Origin of the sequence: Pseudomonas sp. UBA6699, assembly GCF_002454615.1 — a bacterium.
GTDB lineage: Bacteria > Pseudomonadota > Gammaproteobacteria > Pseudomonadales > Pseudomonadaceae > Aquipseudomonas > Aquipseudomonas juntendi.
Genome location: NZ_DKJF01000070.1, coordinates 1 through 15338 on the forward strand (window position 1 = coordinate 1; position 15338 = coordinate 15338).

At 62.7% G+C, this 15338-nt stretch carries 16 protein-coding genes; 2 read left to right on the forward strand and 14 right to left on the reverse strand.

The annotated features are described in order from the left end of the window. Positions 1-58 precede the first annotated feature (58 nt). From thiO to B3361_RS13285, 5 genes are read right to left on the reverse strand one after another with little or no spacing between them, the layout of a single operon-like run. Positions 59-1156, reverse strand: a complete 1098-nt coding sequence (gene thiO / locus B3361_RS13265) for a glycine oxidase ThiO (RefSeq protein WP_054906128.1) — start codon at positions 1154-1156, stop codon at positions 59-61. Positions 1157-1210: 54 nt separating this feature from the next. After that, a complete protein-coding gene (locus tag B3361_RS13270; protein ID WP_009682088.1) occupies positions 1211-1600 on the reverse strand; it encodes a type IV pilin protein in 390 nt (129 codons plus the stop codon). Position 1601: 1 nt separating this feature from the next. Continuing rightward, positions 1602-2069, reverse strand: coding sequence for a hypothetical protein (locus tag B3361_RS13275; RefSeq protein WP_125855533.1), 468 nt, complete (start codon positions 2067-2069; stop codon positions 1602-1604). Then, positions 2066-2704, reverse strand: coding sequence for a PilW family protein (locus B3361_RS13280; protein ID WP_115293340.1), 639 nt, complete (start codon positions 2702-2704; stop codon positions 2066-2068). Before B3361_RS13280 ends, B3361_RS13275 begins: the two co-directional genes overlap by 4 nt. Then, positions 2701-2883, reverse strand: coding sequence for a prepilin-type N-terminal cleavage/methylation domain-containing protein (locus tag B3361_RS13285; protein ID WP_009682085.1), 183 nt, complete (start codon positions 2881-2883; stop codon positions 2701-2703). The genes B3361_RS13280 and B3361_RS13285 overlap by 4 nt, the downstream gene beginning before the upstream one ends. Before the next feature lie 110 nt (positions 2884-2993). Here B3361_RS13285 and B3361_RS13290 point away from each other — a divergent pair, with 110 nt between their 5' ends. Next, positions 2994-3482 carry a GspH/FimT family pseudopilin gene (locus B3361_RS13290; protein WP_029886697.1) on the forward strand — a complete coding sequence of 163 codons (489 nt, stop codon included), beginning with the start codon at positions 2994-2996 and terminating at the stop codon, positions 3480-3482. A 60-nt stretch (positions 3483-3542) separates the two neighbouring features. Here the strand turns inward: B3361_RS13290 and ispH are convergent, their stop codons facing one another. The 6 genes from ispH to murJ all read right to left on the reverse strand — a co-directional run bounded on the left by ispH (position 3543) and on the right by murJ (position 10878). Next, entirely contained in the window at positions 3543-4490 is a 948-nt protein-coding gene (gene ispH, locus B3361_RS13295; protein WP_029886696.1) for a 4-hydroxy-3-methylbut-2-enyl diphosphate reductase, read from the reverse strand. A gap of 14 nt (positions 4491-4504) precedes the next feature. Then, positions 4505-4942 carry an FKBP-type peptidyl-prolyl cis-trans isomerase gene (gene fkpB, locus B3361_RS13300; protein ID WP_009682083.1) on the reverse strand — a complete coding sequence of 146 codons (438 nt, stop codon included), beginning with the start codon at positions 4940-4942 and terminating at the stop codon, positions 4505-4507. Beyond that, positions 4935-5450: a signal peptidase II gene (gene lspA, locus B3361_RS13305; protein ID WP_003247609.1), complete on the reverse strand. Its 516-nt coding sequence runs from the start codon at positions 5448-5450 to the stop codon at positions 4935-4937. The genes fkpB and lspA overlap by 8 nt, the downstream gene beginning before the upstream one ends. Beyond that, positions 5443-8274, reverse strand: a complete 2832-nt coding sequence (gene ileS, locus B3361_RS13310) for an isoleucine--tRNA ligase (RefSeq protein ID WP_054906125.1) — start codon at positions 8272-8274, stop codon at positions 5443-5445. Before ileS ends, lspA begins: the two co-directional genes overlap by 8 nt. Further along, positions 8271-9221: a bifunctional riboflavin kinase/FAD synthetase gene (gene ribF, locus B3361_RS13315; protein WP_009682081.1), complete on the reverse strand. Its 951-nt coding sequence runs from the start codon at positions 9219-9221 to the stop codon at positions 8271-8273. Before ribF ends, ileS begins: the two co-directional genes overlap by 4 nt. Before the next feature lie 118 nt (positions 9222-9339). Further along, on the reverse strand, positions 9340-10878 hold the full coding sequence (gene murJ / locus B3361_RS13320; RefSeq protein WP_054906124.1) for a murein biosynthesis integral membrane protein MurJ: 1539 nt from the start codon (positions 10876-10878) through the stop codon (positions 9340-9342). Between the two features lie 250 nt (positions 10879-11128). Here murJ and rpsT point away from each other — a divergent pair, with 250 nt between their 5' ends. Continuing rightward, positions 11129-11407 carry a 30S ribosomal protein S20 gene (gene rpsT / locus B3361_RS13325; RefSeq protein WP_003247625.1) on the forward strand — a complete coding sequence of 93 codons (279 nt, stop codon included), beginning with the start codon at positions 11129-11131 and terminating at the stop codon, positions 11405-11407. 149 nt (positions 11408-11556) lie between these two features. On the opposite strand, the gene B3361_RS13330 is transcribed toward rpsT, so the two are convergent. The 3 genes from B3361_RS13330 to B3361_RS13340 are packed head-to-tail and all read right to left on the reverse strand — an operon-like array spanning position 11557 to position 15119. Beyond that, positions 11557-13857: a PqiB family protein gene (locus B3361_RS13330; RefSeq protein WP_054906123.1), complete on the reverse strand. Its 2301-nt coding sequence runs from the start codon at positions 13855-13857 to the stop codon at positions 11557-11559. Then, positions 13850-14473, reverse strand: coding sequence for a paraquat-inducible protein A (locus tag B3361_RS13335; RefSeq protein WP_009682078.1), 624 nt, complete (start codon positions 14471-14473; stop codon positions 13850-13852). The genes B3361_RS13330 and B3361_RS13335 overlap by 8 nt, the downstream gene beginning before the upstream one ends. Further along, positions 14460-15119 carry a paraquat-inducible protein A gene (locus B3361_RS13340; protein WP_054906122.1) on the reverse strand — a complete coding sequence of 220 codons (660 nt, stop codon included), beginning with the start codon at positions 15117-15119 and terminating at the stop codon, positions 14460-14462. The genes B3361_RS13335 and B3361_RS13340 overlap by 14 nt, the downstream gene beginning before the upstream one ends. Positions 15120-15338 lie beyond the last annotated feature (219 nt).

Here is a 15338-nt window from a genome sequence, read left to right on the forward strand (position 1 = left end):
AAATTACTTGACCAGTTCAGCTTGCCTGCGATAGGGCCGCACAGCGGCCCCTGCATTCTCAGCCCAAACGCCCCGCTGGGGCATAGGGCGCCGGGTCGATGATCGGTTCGGCACCGCTCAACAAATCGGTAAACAGCTGGCACGAAGCCGGCGCCAGCACCAACCCGTTCCGGTAGTGCCCGCAGTTCAACCACAACCCCGCATGCCCCGGCACCGGCCCGATATACGGAATGCCCTCAGGCGACCCCGGCCGCAGCCCGGCCCAGTGCGCCACCACGGTGGCCCCTTCCAGCTCAGGCAACAACTCCACCGCCGAAGCCTTCAGGCTCTGCAGTGCATCCCCGGTCGGGGTCTTGTCATACCCGGCATGCTCAAGCGTACTGCCCACCAGAATGTGCCCATCACGCCGCGGGATCGCATAGCGCCCCTTGGCCAGGACCATGCTCGGCAGGAAGTCTTCGGCACATTTGAACAGAATCATCTGGCCCTTCACTGGCTCCACCGGCAGCGCCAGGCCAAGCGTACGCAACAGGTCGCCACTCCAGGCGCCAGCACTGAGCACCACCTCTTCCGCCGCAAGCTCACCGTCGGCCGTCTGCACCCCGGTCACACGCCCGCCTTGCTGGACGAAACCGGTGATCTGGCAGTGCTCGCGCAAAGTCACGTTCGGCATTGCCAGCAACGCCGCCTTCAGCGATTTCACCAGGCGCGGGTTGCGCACATTGGCCACGCCCGCCATGTAGATGGCGCGCTTGAAACCCGGGCCCAGTACCGGCACCGCGTCATAGGCTGCCGAGATATCCACCGCACTCAACGGCCGCTGTTCGCGCTCGGCCCAGGCCAGCGCTTGAGCTTCGTCATCCAGGTCCAGCCAGTACAGGCCAGTGGTGTGCACTTCGGGGTCGACACCGGTGCTGGCGAACAAGCGTTCGCCCAACTGCGGATAAAAGTCCTGTGACCAGTGCGCCAGGGCAGTCACTGCCGGGCTGTAGCGCCACGGGTACAGCGGCGAAACGATGCCGCCACCGGCCCACGACGACTCACGGCCGACCTCGCCCTGATCGCACACCACCACATGGCCGACCTTGGCCGCCAGGTTGAACGCCGTCAACAGGCCGATCACCCCGCCGCCAACCACCACTACTTGCTTGCTCATCTGTCGATCCAACACCTGAAGTAAAACCGCGATGCGCCGGGCACCATTCAACCTTCAGCTCCCCCAGCAGTGCGCGCTGTGCTCAACGGCACCTGGGTTGCGCTGCACCCCTGCCTGGTCCAGCTGGAAGTCGCCACAGCCATCCTGCGCCATCAGCCCATGCGGCAAGCGCCGGGCGCGCAGCGTGAAGCTGTCGCTGTCGCGTTGCGCCTGCAGGCTGTAATGGCGGGTGCCGCCGGGCAGCGCCGGGTCGCCCTCGGCGTATTGGCCGGTGCGTACGCGGTGGCGCTCCAGGCGCAGGGCGGCATCGTGCAGCAGGCCAACCACTTCGCTGCGCGCGGCTCGCCGAAGCTGGTCGCTGTAACTGGGGTAGGCAATGGCTGCCAGAATGCCGGTCACGGCCAGGACAATCAACAACTCCATCAGGCTCAAACCTTGCTGCATGTCAGTCTCCTCTGAGTCTCTGTCGCCAGGTGATGCGCTGGAATGTGCCGTCGGCTGCGGCGTAGACCGCCTCCAGTACATGCCTGGATTGGCTTCGCTTGCTGACGGCAGTAATGCGCAACAGGGTGACCGCCTGCCCTTCGGGCACGTGCGCAGCACGCTGGCTGATGCCCAGGTTCTGTAGCTGGAAATAGCCGGTCGGGGTGGCTTGCCACTGGCCAGCCAGGTCGTGTGGCTGTGGTGGCGGCAGGCAGGCATTGCACGAGGGCGGCGGCGGGCCCTGTTCCAGCTTGCGCACCCCGGCCTGCAAGGCGGCCTCGGCCTCTTCCAGTGCGTGCAGGCCATCGCTCAGGTAACCATTCATACGCGTTTCGACCAGCGCGTCGCGCAGCGCCGATGCGGCCAGCAGGCCGAGCAGCAGGCTCAGGACCAAGGCCAACAGCAGCACCACACCCCGCTGGCGGCTCATGAAGCCGGTACCGGGTTGCGTAATGCCACGCTCAGCGCGTGGTGCTGCTCAAGTTGCAGCGTGGGCTCATACAAGGTCAGCTGAATATCCACCCGCTCACCGGCAACCTGCACGATGCGCAGCTCCCGCACATGCTCGACCAGCGGCTGATTGTTGCCCCGGCGCTTGAAATACAGCCTGCCGCCGCTGTGCGCATAATGGTGATGGCTGATGGGCACCGCCATCTGTGTGGCGCTAGCCTGTGCCCGGCGGCTCAGCACCTTGACCTCGTCGATACAGTTGGTCAGCAAGGTCCAGTCCGGGTCGCCGGTATGCCCCGGCAACTCGGCGACCATCAGGCTCAAGCTGGACGGCCCCAGCTCCATTGGCCGGGCGAAGCCAGGCGGCACAGCCTGGGCCGGAAAGTCGCCAGGTTTCAGGCGCAAACAGCCAAACATGCCCGCCATGCGAATATCCTGGGCCATGCGCAGCAGCGCCTGGCGCGCCTCCCCTTGCATGCGCAGCGCGGTGCCTTGCAGCCGCCAGGCTTGGTGCACAGAGGCGAATAGCTGGCTGGCCGCCACCAGCACCATCAACCCGATGGTCAGCGCCAGCAGCAACTCAAGCAAACCAGCACCCGTTTGCCGGCGCCTCATCGCCGTGCCCTTTCAAGCTCACTGTGTGCCGCCATTGCCGCCTGCCCATCGCGGCGCGCACTGTCTGTGGCTTGCAAGGCCTGCAGTTGCAGCCCCGCAGCGGCGAACATGCCCACGGCCACGACCACCACCGCCAACAACACCTCCAGCAGCGTCATGCCCTTTTGCCATGCGTGCATCCCTGCACCTCCTGCGATTTTTCCCGCTATTGCCTTCAACTTGAGCGACTGGACCTCCTGGCCAGCCACCGAGAAGCTATTAGCGAAGCACTTCCTGGGAGGAATGCACGGTGAAGCAACGTGGGGTAACACTGATACAGATGTTGTCGGCCTTGGCTGTGGCGACGTTGCTGACGCAAATCGGCCTACCGGCCTACGCCAGGATGAGCGATGACCTGCAGCGGGCGGCGGTGGCGCGCGACTTGGCCCAGGCACTGCGTAGCGCCCGTAGCCACGCGCTGTTGCAGGGGCAACCGGTGCTGGTGCAGGCGCTGGATGGCAATTGGGGAAATGGTTGGCGTGTAGCCCTGGAGCACAACCGGCAGGTACTGCGTGAGCAGCGCCTGGCCAGGCCGCTGGTAATCGTCGGCAACAGCGACGAACAGTTCAAGTTCAGTGCCCTGGGTGTGCCAATGAAGCTGGGCAACGGCTGGTTCGCCATCACCCTGGAGGTGTGCGAGCGCTCGGCGGCCAGCAGCCGCCACCAAGTGGTGATGGCCTCTTCAGGGAGGGTCAACTTGCTGGCTGAGCACCGCGACAATCAGCGCTGCCCCGGCTAACGCGCTTATCGAGCAGCCTTGCGTCGCGCAAGGCCGCTCGTGCACCTAAGCCCTGGCCGGTCAGATCAGCGAGCGAACCCGCAGCTCTTTGGGCATCGAGAACGTGATGTTCTCTTCCCGCCCATCCAGCTCTTCAGCGCCGGTAGCACCCCAGGCCTTGAGCTGTTCGATCACACCACGCACCAGCACCTCCGGGGCCGACGCACCGGCGGTGATGCCGATACGCGCAGCCTGGTCGAACCAGCCGCGCTGCAGGTCCTCGGCGCCATCGATCAGGTAGGCCGGGGTGCCCATGCGCTCGGCCAGCTCGCGCAGCCGGTTGGAGTTGGAGCTGTTCGGGCTGCCAACCACCAGCACTACGTCACTTTCATCGGCCAGTTGCTTGACGGCGTCCTGGCGGTTTTGCGTGGCGTAGCAAATGTCGTCCTTGCGCGGGCCACCAATGTTCGGGAAGCGCGCACGCAGGGCGTCGATCACACGGCTGGTGTCATCCATCGACAGGGTGGTCTGGGTGACGAAAGCCAGGTGGTCCGGGTCGCGCACCTGCAGCTTGGCCACGTCTTCCTCGTCTTCGACAAGGTAGATGGCGCCACCGTTGCTGGGGTCGTACTGGCCCATGGTGCCTTCGACTTCCGGGTGCCCTTCGTGGCCGATGAGAATGCACTCACGGCCATCGCGGCTGTACTTGGCGACTTCGATATGCACCTTGGTCACCAGTGGGCAAGTGGCATCGAACACTTTCAGGCCACGGCCAGCAGCCTCCTGGCGCACAGCCTGGGAAACACCGTGGGCACTGAAGATGACGATGACATCATCCGGCACCTGGTCCAGCTCCTCGACGAAGACGGCGCCACGGTTGCGCAGGTCTTCGACGACGAACTTGTTGTGCACCACTTCATGGCGCACGTAGATCGGCGGGCCGAAGACTTCCAGCGCGCGGTTGACGATCTCGATCGCCCGGTCGACCCCCGCGCAGAAGCCGCGAGGGTTGGCGAGTTTGATTTGCATGCTCGGCTCCAGGCTTACAGGGCCTTCACCTCGAGGATCTCCACCTCGAAGGTCAGGGTCTTGCCAGCCAGTGGGTGATTGAAGTCGATGGTCACCTGGTCGTCGTCGAACGCTTTGACCACCCCTGGCAGTTCGGCGTTGGCGGCGTCGTTGAAGATGATCAACAGCCCGTCGGACAGCTCCATGCCTTCGAAGTTGGACCGCGGCATGACTTGCACGTTTTGCGGGTTGGGCTGGCCGAAGGCATTTTCTGGCGCAACCTGCAGCGTACGCTTGTCACCGGCCTTGAAGCCGAACAGGGCGTTCTCGAAGCCCGGCAACAGGTTGCCATCGCCGACCTTGAAGGTTGCCGGGGCCTTGTCGAACGTGCTGTCTACGGTGTCGCCGTTTTCCAGGTGCAGCGCGAAGTGCAGGGTGACTTCGGTGTTCTGGCCGATACGGGTGTCAGTCATGGACCGGATCCTCGGACTTCTTGCTCTTGAACATATCCAGCGCCAGCATTACCGCACCAACGGTGATGGCGCTGTCGGCCACGTTGAAAGCCGGGAAGTAATGGCGGTTCTGCCAGTGCACCAGGATGAAGTCGACCACATGGCCCAGCACGATGCGATCGTACAGGTTGCCGATCGCCCCACCGAGCACCAGCGCCAGCGCCACGGCCAGCCAGGTTTCATTGCGCCCCAGGCGCTTGAGCCACACCACCAGCACTGCGCTGACCACCACGGCGATCAGGGCGAACAACCAGCGCTGCCAGCCGGCGCCGTCGGCCAGGAAGCTGAACGCGGCGCCGGTGTTGTAGGCCAGGGTCCAGCTGAAGTAGTCAGGTATGACGACGATCTGCTGGTACATGGTCAGGGCGTTGTTGAAATACAGCTTGGTGGCCTGGTCGATGACCAGGACCAGCAAGCTCAGCCACAGCCATGCGAGGCGCCCGAAGCGGCCCGCTGCAGGGTTAGGCATAGTGGCGCACCTCACCCGAGCCGGTCAGGTTGTCGACGCAACGGCTGCAGATTTCCGGGTGCTCCGGGTGGCTGCCAACGTCGGCACGGAAGTGCCAGCAACGGCCGCACTTGGCGTGGCCGGACTTGACCACCTGCAGTTTCAGGCCCTCGACTTCGGTGGCAACCGCTTCGGCAGGCGCCTGGGCAAATGGCACCACGCTGGCAGCGGAGGTGATCAGCACAAAGCGCAGCTCGTCGCCCAGCTTGCCCAGGTCGGCGCTCAGGCCCTCATCGGCGTACAGGGTCACTTCAGCCTGCAGGTTGCCGCCGATGACTTTCGCGGTACGCTGGTTTTCCAGCTCCTTGTTGACCGAGGCCTTCACCGCCATGACGCGGTCCCAGTAGCCACGGTCCAGCTCGGTGCCTTCCGGCAGCTCGCTCAGGCCCTGGTACCAGCCGTTGAGCATGACCGACTCGTTGCGCTCGCCCGGCAGGTACTGCCAGATTTCGTCGGCGGTGAACGCCAGGATCGGTGCGATCCAGCGCACCAGCGCTTCGCTGATGTGATACAGCGCAGTCTGGCAGGAACGGCGAGCGACACTGTTGGCGCCGGTGGTGTACTGGCGGTCCTTGATGATGTCGAGGTAGAAGCCGCCCAGCTCCTGCACGCAGAAGTTGTGCACCTTGGAGTACACGTTCCAGAAACGGTACTCGCTGTAGTGCTCTTCGAGTTCGCGTTGCAGCAACAAGGTGCGGTCCACGGCCCAGCGGTCCAGCGCCAGCATGTCTTGCGGGGCCAGCAGGTCGCGGGCCGGGTCGAAACCGGACAGGTTCGAGAGCAGGAAGCGTGCGGTATTGCGGATACGCCGGTAGGCGTCGGCGCTGCGCTGCAGGATCTGCTCGGAAACGGCCATTTCACCGGAATAGTCGGTAGCCGAAACCCACAGGCGCAGGATGTCGGCGCCCAAGGTGTTGTTGACCTTCTCCGGCTCGATGGTGTTGCCCAGCGACTTGGACATCTTGCGGCCGTTTTCGTCCACGGTGAAGCCGTGGGTCAGCAGCTCGCGGTACGGCGCATGGTTGTCGATGGCGCAACCGGTCAGCAAGGACGAGTGGAACCAGCCGCGGTGCTGGTCGGAGCCTTCCAGGTACAGGTCGGCGCGCGGGCCGGTGGCGTGGCCGATGTTGTGGGAGCCACGCAGCACGTGCCAGTGGGTGGTGCCCGAATCGAACCACACGTCGAGGGTGTCGGCGATCTTGTCGTACTGCTCGGCCTCAGCGCCCAGCAGTTCGGCAGCGTCCAGCTTGAACCAGGCTTCGATGCCCTGCTGCTCGACGCGCTTGGCCACTTCTTCCATCAGTTCGACGGTGCGCGGGTGCAGCTCGCCGGTCTGCTTGTGCAGGAAGAACGGAATCGGTACGCCCCAGTTGCGCTGACGCGAAATGCACCAGTCTGGGCGGTTGGCGATCATCGCGTGCAGGCGTGCCTGGCCCCAGGCCGGAACGAACTTGGTTTGCTCGATGGCTTTCAGCGCGCGCTCACGCAGCGGCTCGCCGGTAGTCGGCTGCTTGTCCATACCCACGAACCACTGCGCGGTAGCGCGGTAGATCAGTGGGGTTTTATGGCGCCAGCAGTGCATATAACTGTGGCTGATGGTTTCGGTGTGCATCAGCGCACCGACTTCACCGAGTTTCTCGACGATGGCCGGGTTGGCCTTCCAGATGAACTGGCCGCCGAAGAATGGCAGCGACTCGACATACACACCGTTGCTCTGCACCGGGGTAAGGATGTCATCGTTGACCATGCCGTAACGCTTGCAGGTGACGAAGTCGTCTTCACCGTAGGCTGGCGCGGAGTGCACCACCCCGGTACCGGCGCCCAGCTCGACGTAGTCGGCCAGGTACACCGGCGACAGGCGGTCGTAGAGGGGGTGACGGAAGTTGACCAGCTCCAGCGCCGCGCCTTGGGCGGTAGCGATGACCGAGCCTTCCAGGTTGTAACGCTTGAGGCACGACTCGACCAGTTCTTCAGCCAGCACCAGCAGGCGCTCACCGGTGTCGACCAGGGCGTAGGTGAACTCGGGATGGATGTTCAACGCCTGGTTGGCTGGAATGGTCCACGGGGTGGTGGTCCAGATCACGATGGCGGCAGGCTTGGCCAGCGACGCCAGGCCGAAGGCGGCAGCCAGCTTGGCTTCATCGGCAACCGGGAAGGCCACGTCGATGGTCTGCGATTTTTTATCGGCGTACTCGACTTCCGCCTCAGCCAGCGCCGAACCGCAGTCGAAGCACCAGTTCACCGGTTTCAGGCCCTTGAACACGAAACCTTGCTTGACCATTTCGGCCAGGGCACGGATTTCACCCGCCTCGTTGGCGAAGTTCATGGTCTTGTACGGGTTGTCCCAATCACCCAGCACGCCCAGGCGAATAAACTCGGTCTTCTGCCCTTCGATCTGCTCGGCAGCATACTCGCGGCACAGCTCACGGGTGCGGTCGGCCGACAGGTGCTTGCCGTGGGTAACCTCGACCTTGTGCTCGATCGGCAGGCCATGGCAGTCCCAACCCGGCACGTACGGCGCGTCGAAACCGGCCAGGGTCTTGGAACGGACGATCATGTCCTTGAGAATTTTGTTCAGCGCATGACCGATGTGAATCTTGCCGTTGGCATAGGGCGGGCCGTCGTGCAGGACGAACTTTGGACGATCCTTGCCAATTTCGCGCAGCTTCTGGTACAGGCCAATGCTGTCCCAGCGCTGCAGGATCTGCGGTTCGCGCTGAGGCAGGCCGGCCTTCATGGGGAAGGCGGTGTCCGGAAGGTTAAGCGTGGCTTTGTAGTCGGTCATTTCAGGCTCTTCGTTAGCGGTTGAGCGTGCCAATGTGCACGTGCGGCGGCGATATCCGCATCGATCGCCGACTTCAGCGCCTCCAGGGAGGCGAATCGCTGCTCTTCACGCAGCTTGTGGTGGAACTCCACCGTAAGGCGCCGGCCGTAAAGGTCGCCGGCATAGTCCAGCAGATGAATTTCCAGGTGCGGGCGCCCATCACCGGCAACGGTGGGGCGCACGCCAATGTTGCCGACACCCGGCCAGGCCTTGCCGTCGATTTCGATGCTGGCCAGGTAGACCCCGGACAGCGGTACGCGGCGGCGCTTGAGCTGGATGTTGGCAGTGGGCGTGCCAAGCTGGCGAGCCAGCTTCTGGCCGTGCAACACACGGCCGGTAATGCGGTACGGGCGGCCCAGCAGGTGCTCGGCCAGCTCGAAGTTGCCGTCGGCCAAGGCCTGGCGCACTTCGGTGCTGCTGACCCGCAGGCCGTCCTGAATCACGGTGTTGGCAGCTTCGACGGTAAAGCCATATTGCTTGCCGGCCTCGACCAGGAAGGCGAAGTCGCCGGCGCGGTCGCAGCCAAAGCGGAAATCGTCGCCCACTTCGAGGTGACGCACGCCCAGGCCATCGACCAGGATGGTCTTGACGAACGCATCGGCGCCGAGCTTGCTCAGGCGCTGGTTGAAGGCCAGGCACAGCACCCGGTCGATGCCTTCGGCGGCCAGCAGCTCGAGCTTGTCGCGCAGGCGGGCCAGGCGCGCAGGTGCGGTATCGGGCGCGAAGTACTCGCGCGGTTGCGGTTCGAAGACCACCACGCAGGTCGGCAGGCCCAAGGCCTGGCCGCGCTCGCGCAGGCGCGCCAGGATTGCCTGGTGGCCACGGTGAACCCCGTCGAAGTTGCCAATGGTGGCGACACAGCCCCGGTGCTCGGGGCGCAGGTTGTGAAGACCTCGAACCAGCTGCATAACGCGCTTCTTGCTCATAAAGTGGCCGATTATAACCACACCCGGGCGCCGGTGACAGGCAGCAGCGCCCAGGGGCGGCGTGGAATGCGAAAAACCGACGCCTGACCCGCAGGTAGCCCTAGTGCAAGGCCTTGCGAGCGAAATGCCGGGGGCGGAAACCGCACAGGAACAAACAGCCGAAATAGGTCACGACCCCCGCCACGATCAGCACGCCGAGGCGCATGAAGCGCTGCAGCATGATGCCCTGCTCCCAGGCCGGCATGTAGTGCATGCCCACCAGCAGCACTGCCGACATCAGCACCACGGCCAGCACCAGCTTGGCCAGGAACATCGCCCAGCCCGGCTGCGGCTCGAACAGGCGCTGACTGCGCAGCTTCCAGAACAGCAGGCCGGCATTCAGGCAGGCACCCAGGCTGATGGCCAAGGCCAGCCCGGCATGCGCCAGCGGGCCGACCAGGGCCAGGTTGAACAGCTGGGTGCAGACCAGGGTGAAGACCGCGATCTTCACCGGCGTGCGGATATTCTGCTGCGCATAAAAGCCGGGTGCCAGTACCTTGACCAGAATGATCGCCAGCAAGCCCACCGAATAGGCCATCAGCGCCCGCTGGGTCATGGCGGCATCGAACGCGCTGAACTTGCCATACTGAAACAGCGCCACGGTCAGCGGCTCGGCCAGAATGGCCAGTGCCAGGGTGCACGGCAACACCAGCAGGAAGCACAGGCGCAGGCCCCAGTCGAGGATCCGCGAATACTCCTCGCGGTCCTTGTTGGCGTAGGTTTTGGCCAGGGTCGGCAGCAGGATGGTACCCAAGGCCACGCCCAGCACGCCGGAAGGCAGCTCCATCAGGCGGTCGGCGTAATACATCCAGGATACCGAGCCAGCCACCAGGAACGAGGCGAAGATGGTGTTGATGATCAGCGAGATCTGGCTCACCGACACCCCGAGAATGGCCGGCAGCATCTGCTTGAGCACCCGCCACACGCCGGTATCGCGCAGGTTCAGGCGGGGCAGCACGAGCATGCCGATCTTCTTCAGCGCCGGCAACTGGTACAACAGTTGCGCCAGGCCACCGGCGAGTACGCCCCAGGCCAGGGCCATGATCGGCGGGTTGAAGTACGGCGTGAGCAGCACCGCGAAGGCGATCATCGCCACGTTGAGCAGGGTCGGGGTAAAGGCCGGTACCGAGAAACGGTTCCAGGTATTGAGGATCGCCCCGGCCAGGGACGACAGGGAGATCAGCAATATATAAGGAAAGGTCACCCGCAACAGGGCCGTGGTCAGTTCGTACTTTTCCGTGCTGTCGACAAACCCCGGGGCCGTGGCCCACACCACCCAGGGTGCCGCCAGGATGCCGATGGCGGTCACCAGCGCCAGGACCAGGGTGAGCAAACCGGTGATATAGGCAACGAAAGTGCGGGTCGCCTCCTCGCCTTGCTGCGTCTTGTATTCGGCCAGGATCGGCACGAAGGCCTGGGAGAATGCACCTTCGGCGAAAATGCGCCGCAGCAGGTTGGGCAACTTGAAAGCGATGAAGAAAGCGTCGGTGGCAATGCCCGCACCGAAGATACGCGCCAGAATGGTGTCGCGAATGAAGCCCAGCACCCGCGAAATCATGGTGATCGAGCTTACTGCAGCCAGGGATTTGAGCAGGTTCATCGAAAAGATTCACGCCAATGACAGAGGACGCTGCCAGACAGCATCCGAATGTGCGATACTCCCGCGCCTTCGCAGGGGAGCCAAAAATTCCCGAGTGTACAGGTCGCGCAGCAGAAAGGAATCTTTCCCGCTTGTTGGCGCACCGCTCGGCGGAACCTTGCAGGTGGCCTTGACATCCGCTCGACTGATCGGCATGATTCGCGGCCTATTTTGTTTGCTATTTACCTAAAGTCTTTCGAGGAGCTCGACGGTGGCCAACACACCTTCCGCCAAGAAACGTGCAAAACAGGCTGAGAAGCGTCGCAGCCACAACGCCAGCCTGCGTTCCATGGTCCGCACCTACATCAAGAATGTAGTTAAAGCCATTGACGCAAAAGACGCTGAAAAAGCACAAGCCGCTTATGTTCTGGCTGTACCTGTAATCGACCGCATGGCCGACAAAGGTATCATCCACAAGAACAAGGCTGCTCGTCACAAAGGCCGTCTGAATGGCCACATCAAGGCGCTGAAAGAAGCTGCAGCTGCCTAAGCGACGTTAAAGTCGAAAAGCCGACCCTAGGGTCGGCTTTTTGTTGCCTGCGATTTGGGCATGCGCCAAGGTGTAACCGCAATTTTGCAGGGGCGGCCTTGGTCGCCACCGGGCTGCAAAGCAGCCCCAGTGACTGTGTTTGCCTGCTGTTACTTGCCTATCTGAATCTTCGGCGCCCATTGCAGCCACTCGTCCTCGGCCTTGTCGAACAAGGCGAAGGTCTGCTGCGGCCGGGCCGGGTTACCCATCCGCTCGCCGTCCGGCGTTGCGAAGGCGATGCCACCATCGATCACGGTTTCCAGCGACTCGGTGCGCACGGTCGCGCCTTTGAACAGCCCCCAGTCGAAGCCGAAGCCGCTGGTGTTCCAGAAACGGCTGCCACTGCGCACCAGCGCGGCATAACGCGGCTCGATCAGGATATGGATCAGCACGCGGTCAGCACTCTGCCCAAGCTCGAAGCCTGTCACCTTACCCACCGCTACCTCGCGGTAAGTAACCGGTACCCCAGGCTTGATCGAGCCACGGCGTGGTGCACTGAGGGTCAACGGCAGGCCGACCTCTGGCCCTGCCACCTGCGGCGCCTCGGGCAGCGCAATGAAGTCACTTTGCGGCCCGCGGTCTTTGGTAGCCGGCTGCACTTCCAGGTACTGGCCGGTCACCAGGGTATCCAGGTTCTCAGTGCGCACCAGGCCAAACGCAGGTTTGACTACCCAGAACTGCGTCCCGGCCCGGGCGATGCGATTTGCCGCTTCGGTGATACGCGCCCGCAGCAGCACCGCCTGCAGGTCATTGGTCAAGTCGACGCTCTCGATGCTGCCCACATCCAGGCCCCGGAAGCGAATCGCTGTACCTGGCTTCAGGCCATCCGCGCGGTCGACACGGATAGTGATCAAGGTGCCCGCACGGTTCACCGCCTCTTGGCTCTCGTGCAGCCGGAAGCGCGGAATGTGCCGCTTCAGCGGAACATCCGCACGCGGCGTGTCGAAGGCAATGCCACCGGCCATCAGCGTTTGCAGCGACTCACTCTTCACCTTGATGCCGGACAAGCCGCCAGTCAGCGTAATACCGCTGGCGTTCCAGAAGCGCGACGAACCGTTGACCAGTTTTTCGTATTCTTTCTCGATGTGCACACCAATGAGGATGCGGTTACTGTTGCGGGCGAACTGATAGCTTTGCACGCTCCCCACTTTGACCTGGCGATACATCACCGGGCTGCCGACCTCCAGCGAACCGAGGGTATCGGCGAACAGCACCATGTGCAGGCCAGGCGCCTTGAGGTCCAGCGGCGGCGCCTTGGCACGCGCCTCGAACTCGCGCTCTGGCCGCGCGCCCTTTTCGCCGGGGCGAATGGCGATGTAGTTACCTTTTACCAGCGCCTCCAGCCCCGTGATACCCGCCAGGGAAATCGAAGGCTTGACCACCCAGAACTGGGTCCCTTCCACCAGGTAGTCCTCGGTGAGCGGGTCCAGTGTCAGCTCGGCCGAAGCGCTGGCCAGGTTGTCTTCCATCTTCAGCGTTTTCAGCGAGCCAACCTGGATGCCTTTGTACATGACCGGGGTACGACCCGCCTGCAGGCCTTCGTAATCGGTAAGCTTGACCTTTACCCGGATCCCCGCCTGGGCTGCATCGAAGTCTTCATACAGGCGGAACGGCAGGCTGGGGTCGGTTGGCGGGCTGTCCTTGCGATACTCCGGGGTTGCAAAGGCGATACCCCCGGCAACGATGCTCGACAGCGACTCGCTACGCACTTTCACACCCGAAAGCGAAGCGTCGATGCTTACCCCGCTGGCATTCCAGAAGCGCGTGTGTTTGCGCACCAGGCTGGCGTAAGCCGGCTCGATGAATATTTTTACCTCCACCGTGCTCTGGTCTTCGGACAGGCGATAACTCTTCACCCGGCCGACCTGGATCTGTTTATAGAACACTGGGCTGTCACGGTTGAGCGAACCTAGCCGTTCAGCCTTGAGTACAAGATGCAGGCCAGGTTCGCTGTCCGACAGTGGCGGCGCCACCTTCAGCGCGGTAAAGCGCTTGGTAGGCTCACCTTCGCCCGGGCTGACTGCGATATAGTTACCAGACACCAGGGTTTCCAGGCCTGAAATGCCTGCCAGGGTGACACTGGGCTTCACCAGCCAGAAGCGCGTCCCCTTGGTCAGATGCGGCTCGGCATCCTTGTTCATTTCGATCGTGGCGATAACACCCTGGTTCTCACCCTCGGCATCGAGCACCAGGCTCTTGACCTTGCCAACCGGCATCCCTTTGTAGATCACCTCGGTCTTGTTGGCGACGATCCCGTCGCCCGACTCGAAGCGCACTTCAATCTCCACACCGGCCTGGCGGTAAGCCTGCCAAGCGAGCCAACCACCGATCATCAAGGCGATCAAAGGCAGGATCCAGATGGCCGACCAGTTCGAGGCTGGGCGGGTTTTAGCCGTTGGCAGGTCACTCATGGTCGTCATCCGACTCCGTGTTATCCCAAATCAGTCGGGGATCGAAAGTTAAAGCAGCAAACATTGTCAGGATCACCACAGTTGCGAAGGCGACGGCGCCCAAATTGGCTTCGACACTGGCGATTCGGCCGAAATTCACCACTGCCACGAGAATGGCAATGACGAAGATGTCCAGCATGGACCAGCGCCCGATGAATTCGATGAAGCGGTACATGAATATCCGTTGCCGGGCCGAAAGGGGTTGCCGCCGTTGTACGGAGTACAGCAGCAAACCGATGCCTACCAGCTTGAAGGTCGGCACCAGGATGCTGGCAATGAACACCACTGCAGCGATCGGCACCATGCCGTGCTTGAGCAAGGTGATGACCCCGGACATGATCGTGTCCGGGCTGCCTTGGCCGAGGGTACTCACGGTCATGATGGGCAACACGTTGGCCGGGATGTACAGAATCGACGCGGCAATCAGCAGCGCCCAGGTGCGCATGATGCTGTTCGGACGCCGCGCATGCACTACAGCGCCACAACGTGTGCAGCTTTGCGATTTACTGTCCGGCGCCTGCCGGTTCAGCTCATGGCATTCATTGCAGACCAGAATGCCCGCATCAATCGCCCGCATGCAGGTCCTCCCCCGATAGCGCACTCCAGATCTGATGCGGTGACATCACCACTTCCAGCCAAACCTGGATCAACAACAGGCTGATAAAACAGAACAACCCCAACCCTACGGTCAATTCAGCCAGGTCGACCAGCTTGACGATGGCCACCAGTACACCCATGAAATAGACCTCGAGCATGCCCCAATCGCGCAGGTGGTGATAGATACGGTAGAACAGCAGGCCCAAACCGCGCCCCACGTTCAGGCGAATACTCAGCAATACAGCCAGTTGGCACAGCAACTTGGTTAATGGAATAGCCATGCTGCAAAGAAAAACCACCACCGCCACGCCACGCATTTCCGAGTTGTACAGGCCTAGCACACCACTCCAGACAGTATCGTCAGACGTTTGGCCAAGCAGGTGCAGCTGCATGATGGGCAGAAAATTGGCTGGCACGAACAGCAACAAGGCCGTCAATACCAGGGCCAGGCTGCGATTGACCACATTGTGCCGGTGAGCATACAGCTCGTAACCGCAGCGCGGGCAGAGGGCCTTTTCACCATGTTGTAACACGGGCTTGCGCAGCAGCAGGTCACATTCGTGGCAGGCCACAAGCTCTTCCAGCGGCAACCGGGCCAGCGATTCAGGTTCGATGGGATTGGACATGGAGTACTTCTGAGTAGGTGCGTGGGCCTATTCTAGTGTTCTGGCTCGAATTGTGGGAGCCGGCGTGCCGGTGAAGCACACGGCGCGGTGAATGGCACCGGCTGCGCCGGTGTTCGCGGGCGCGCCCGCTCCCACAGGGATTGTTGTGAGGCCAGGGGACTTTTTGGGAGCACAAAGACAAAACCCCTACCTGCATGTGCAGATAGGGGTTTTGCGAAA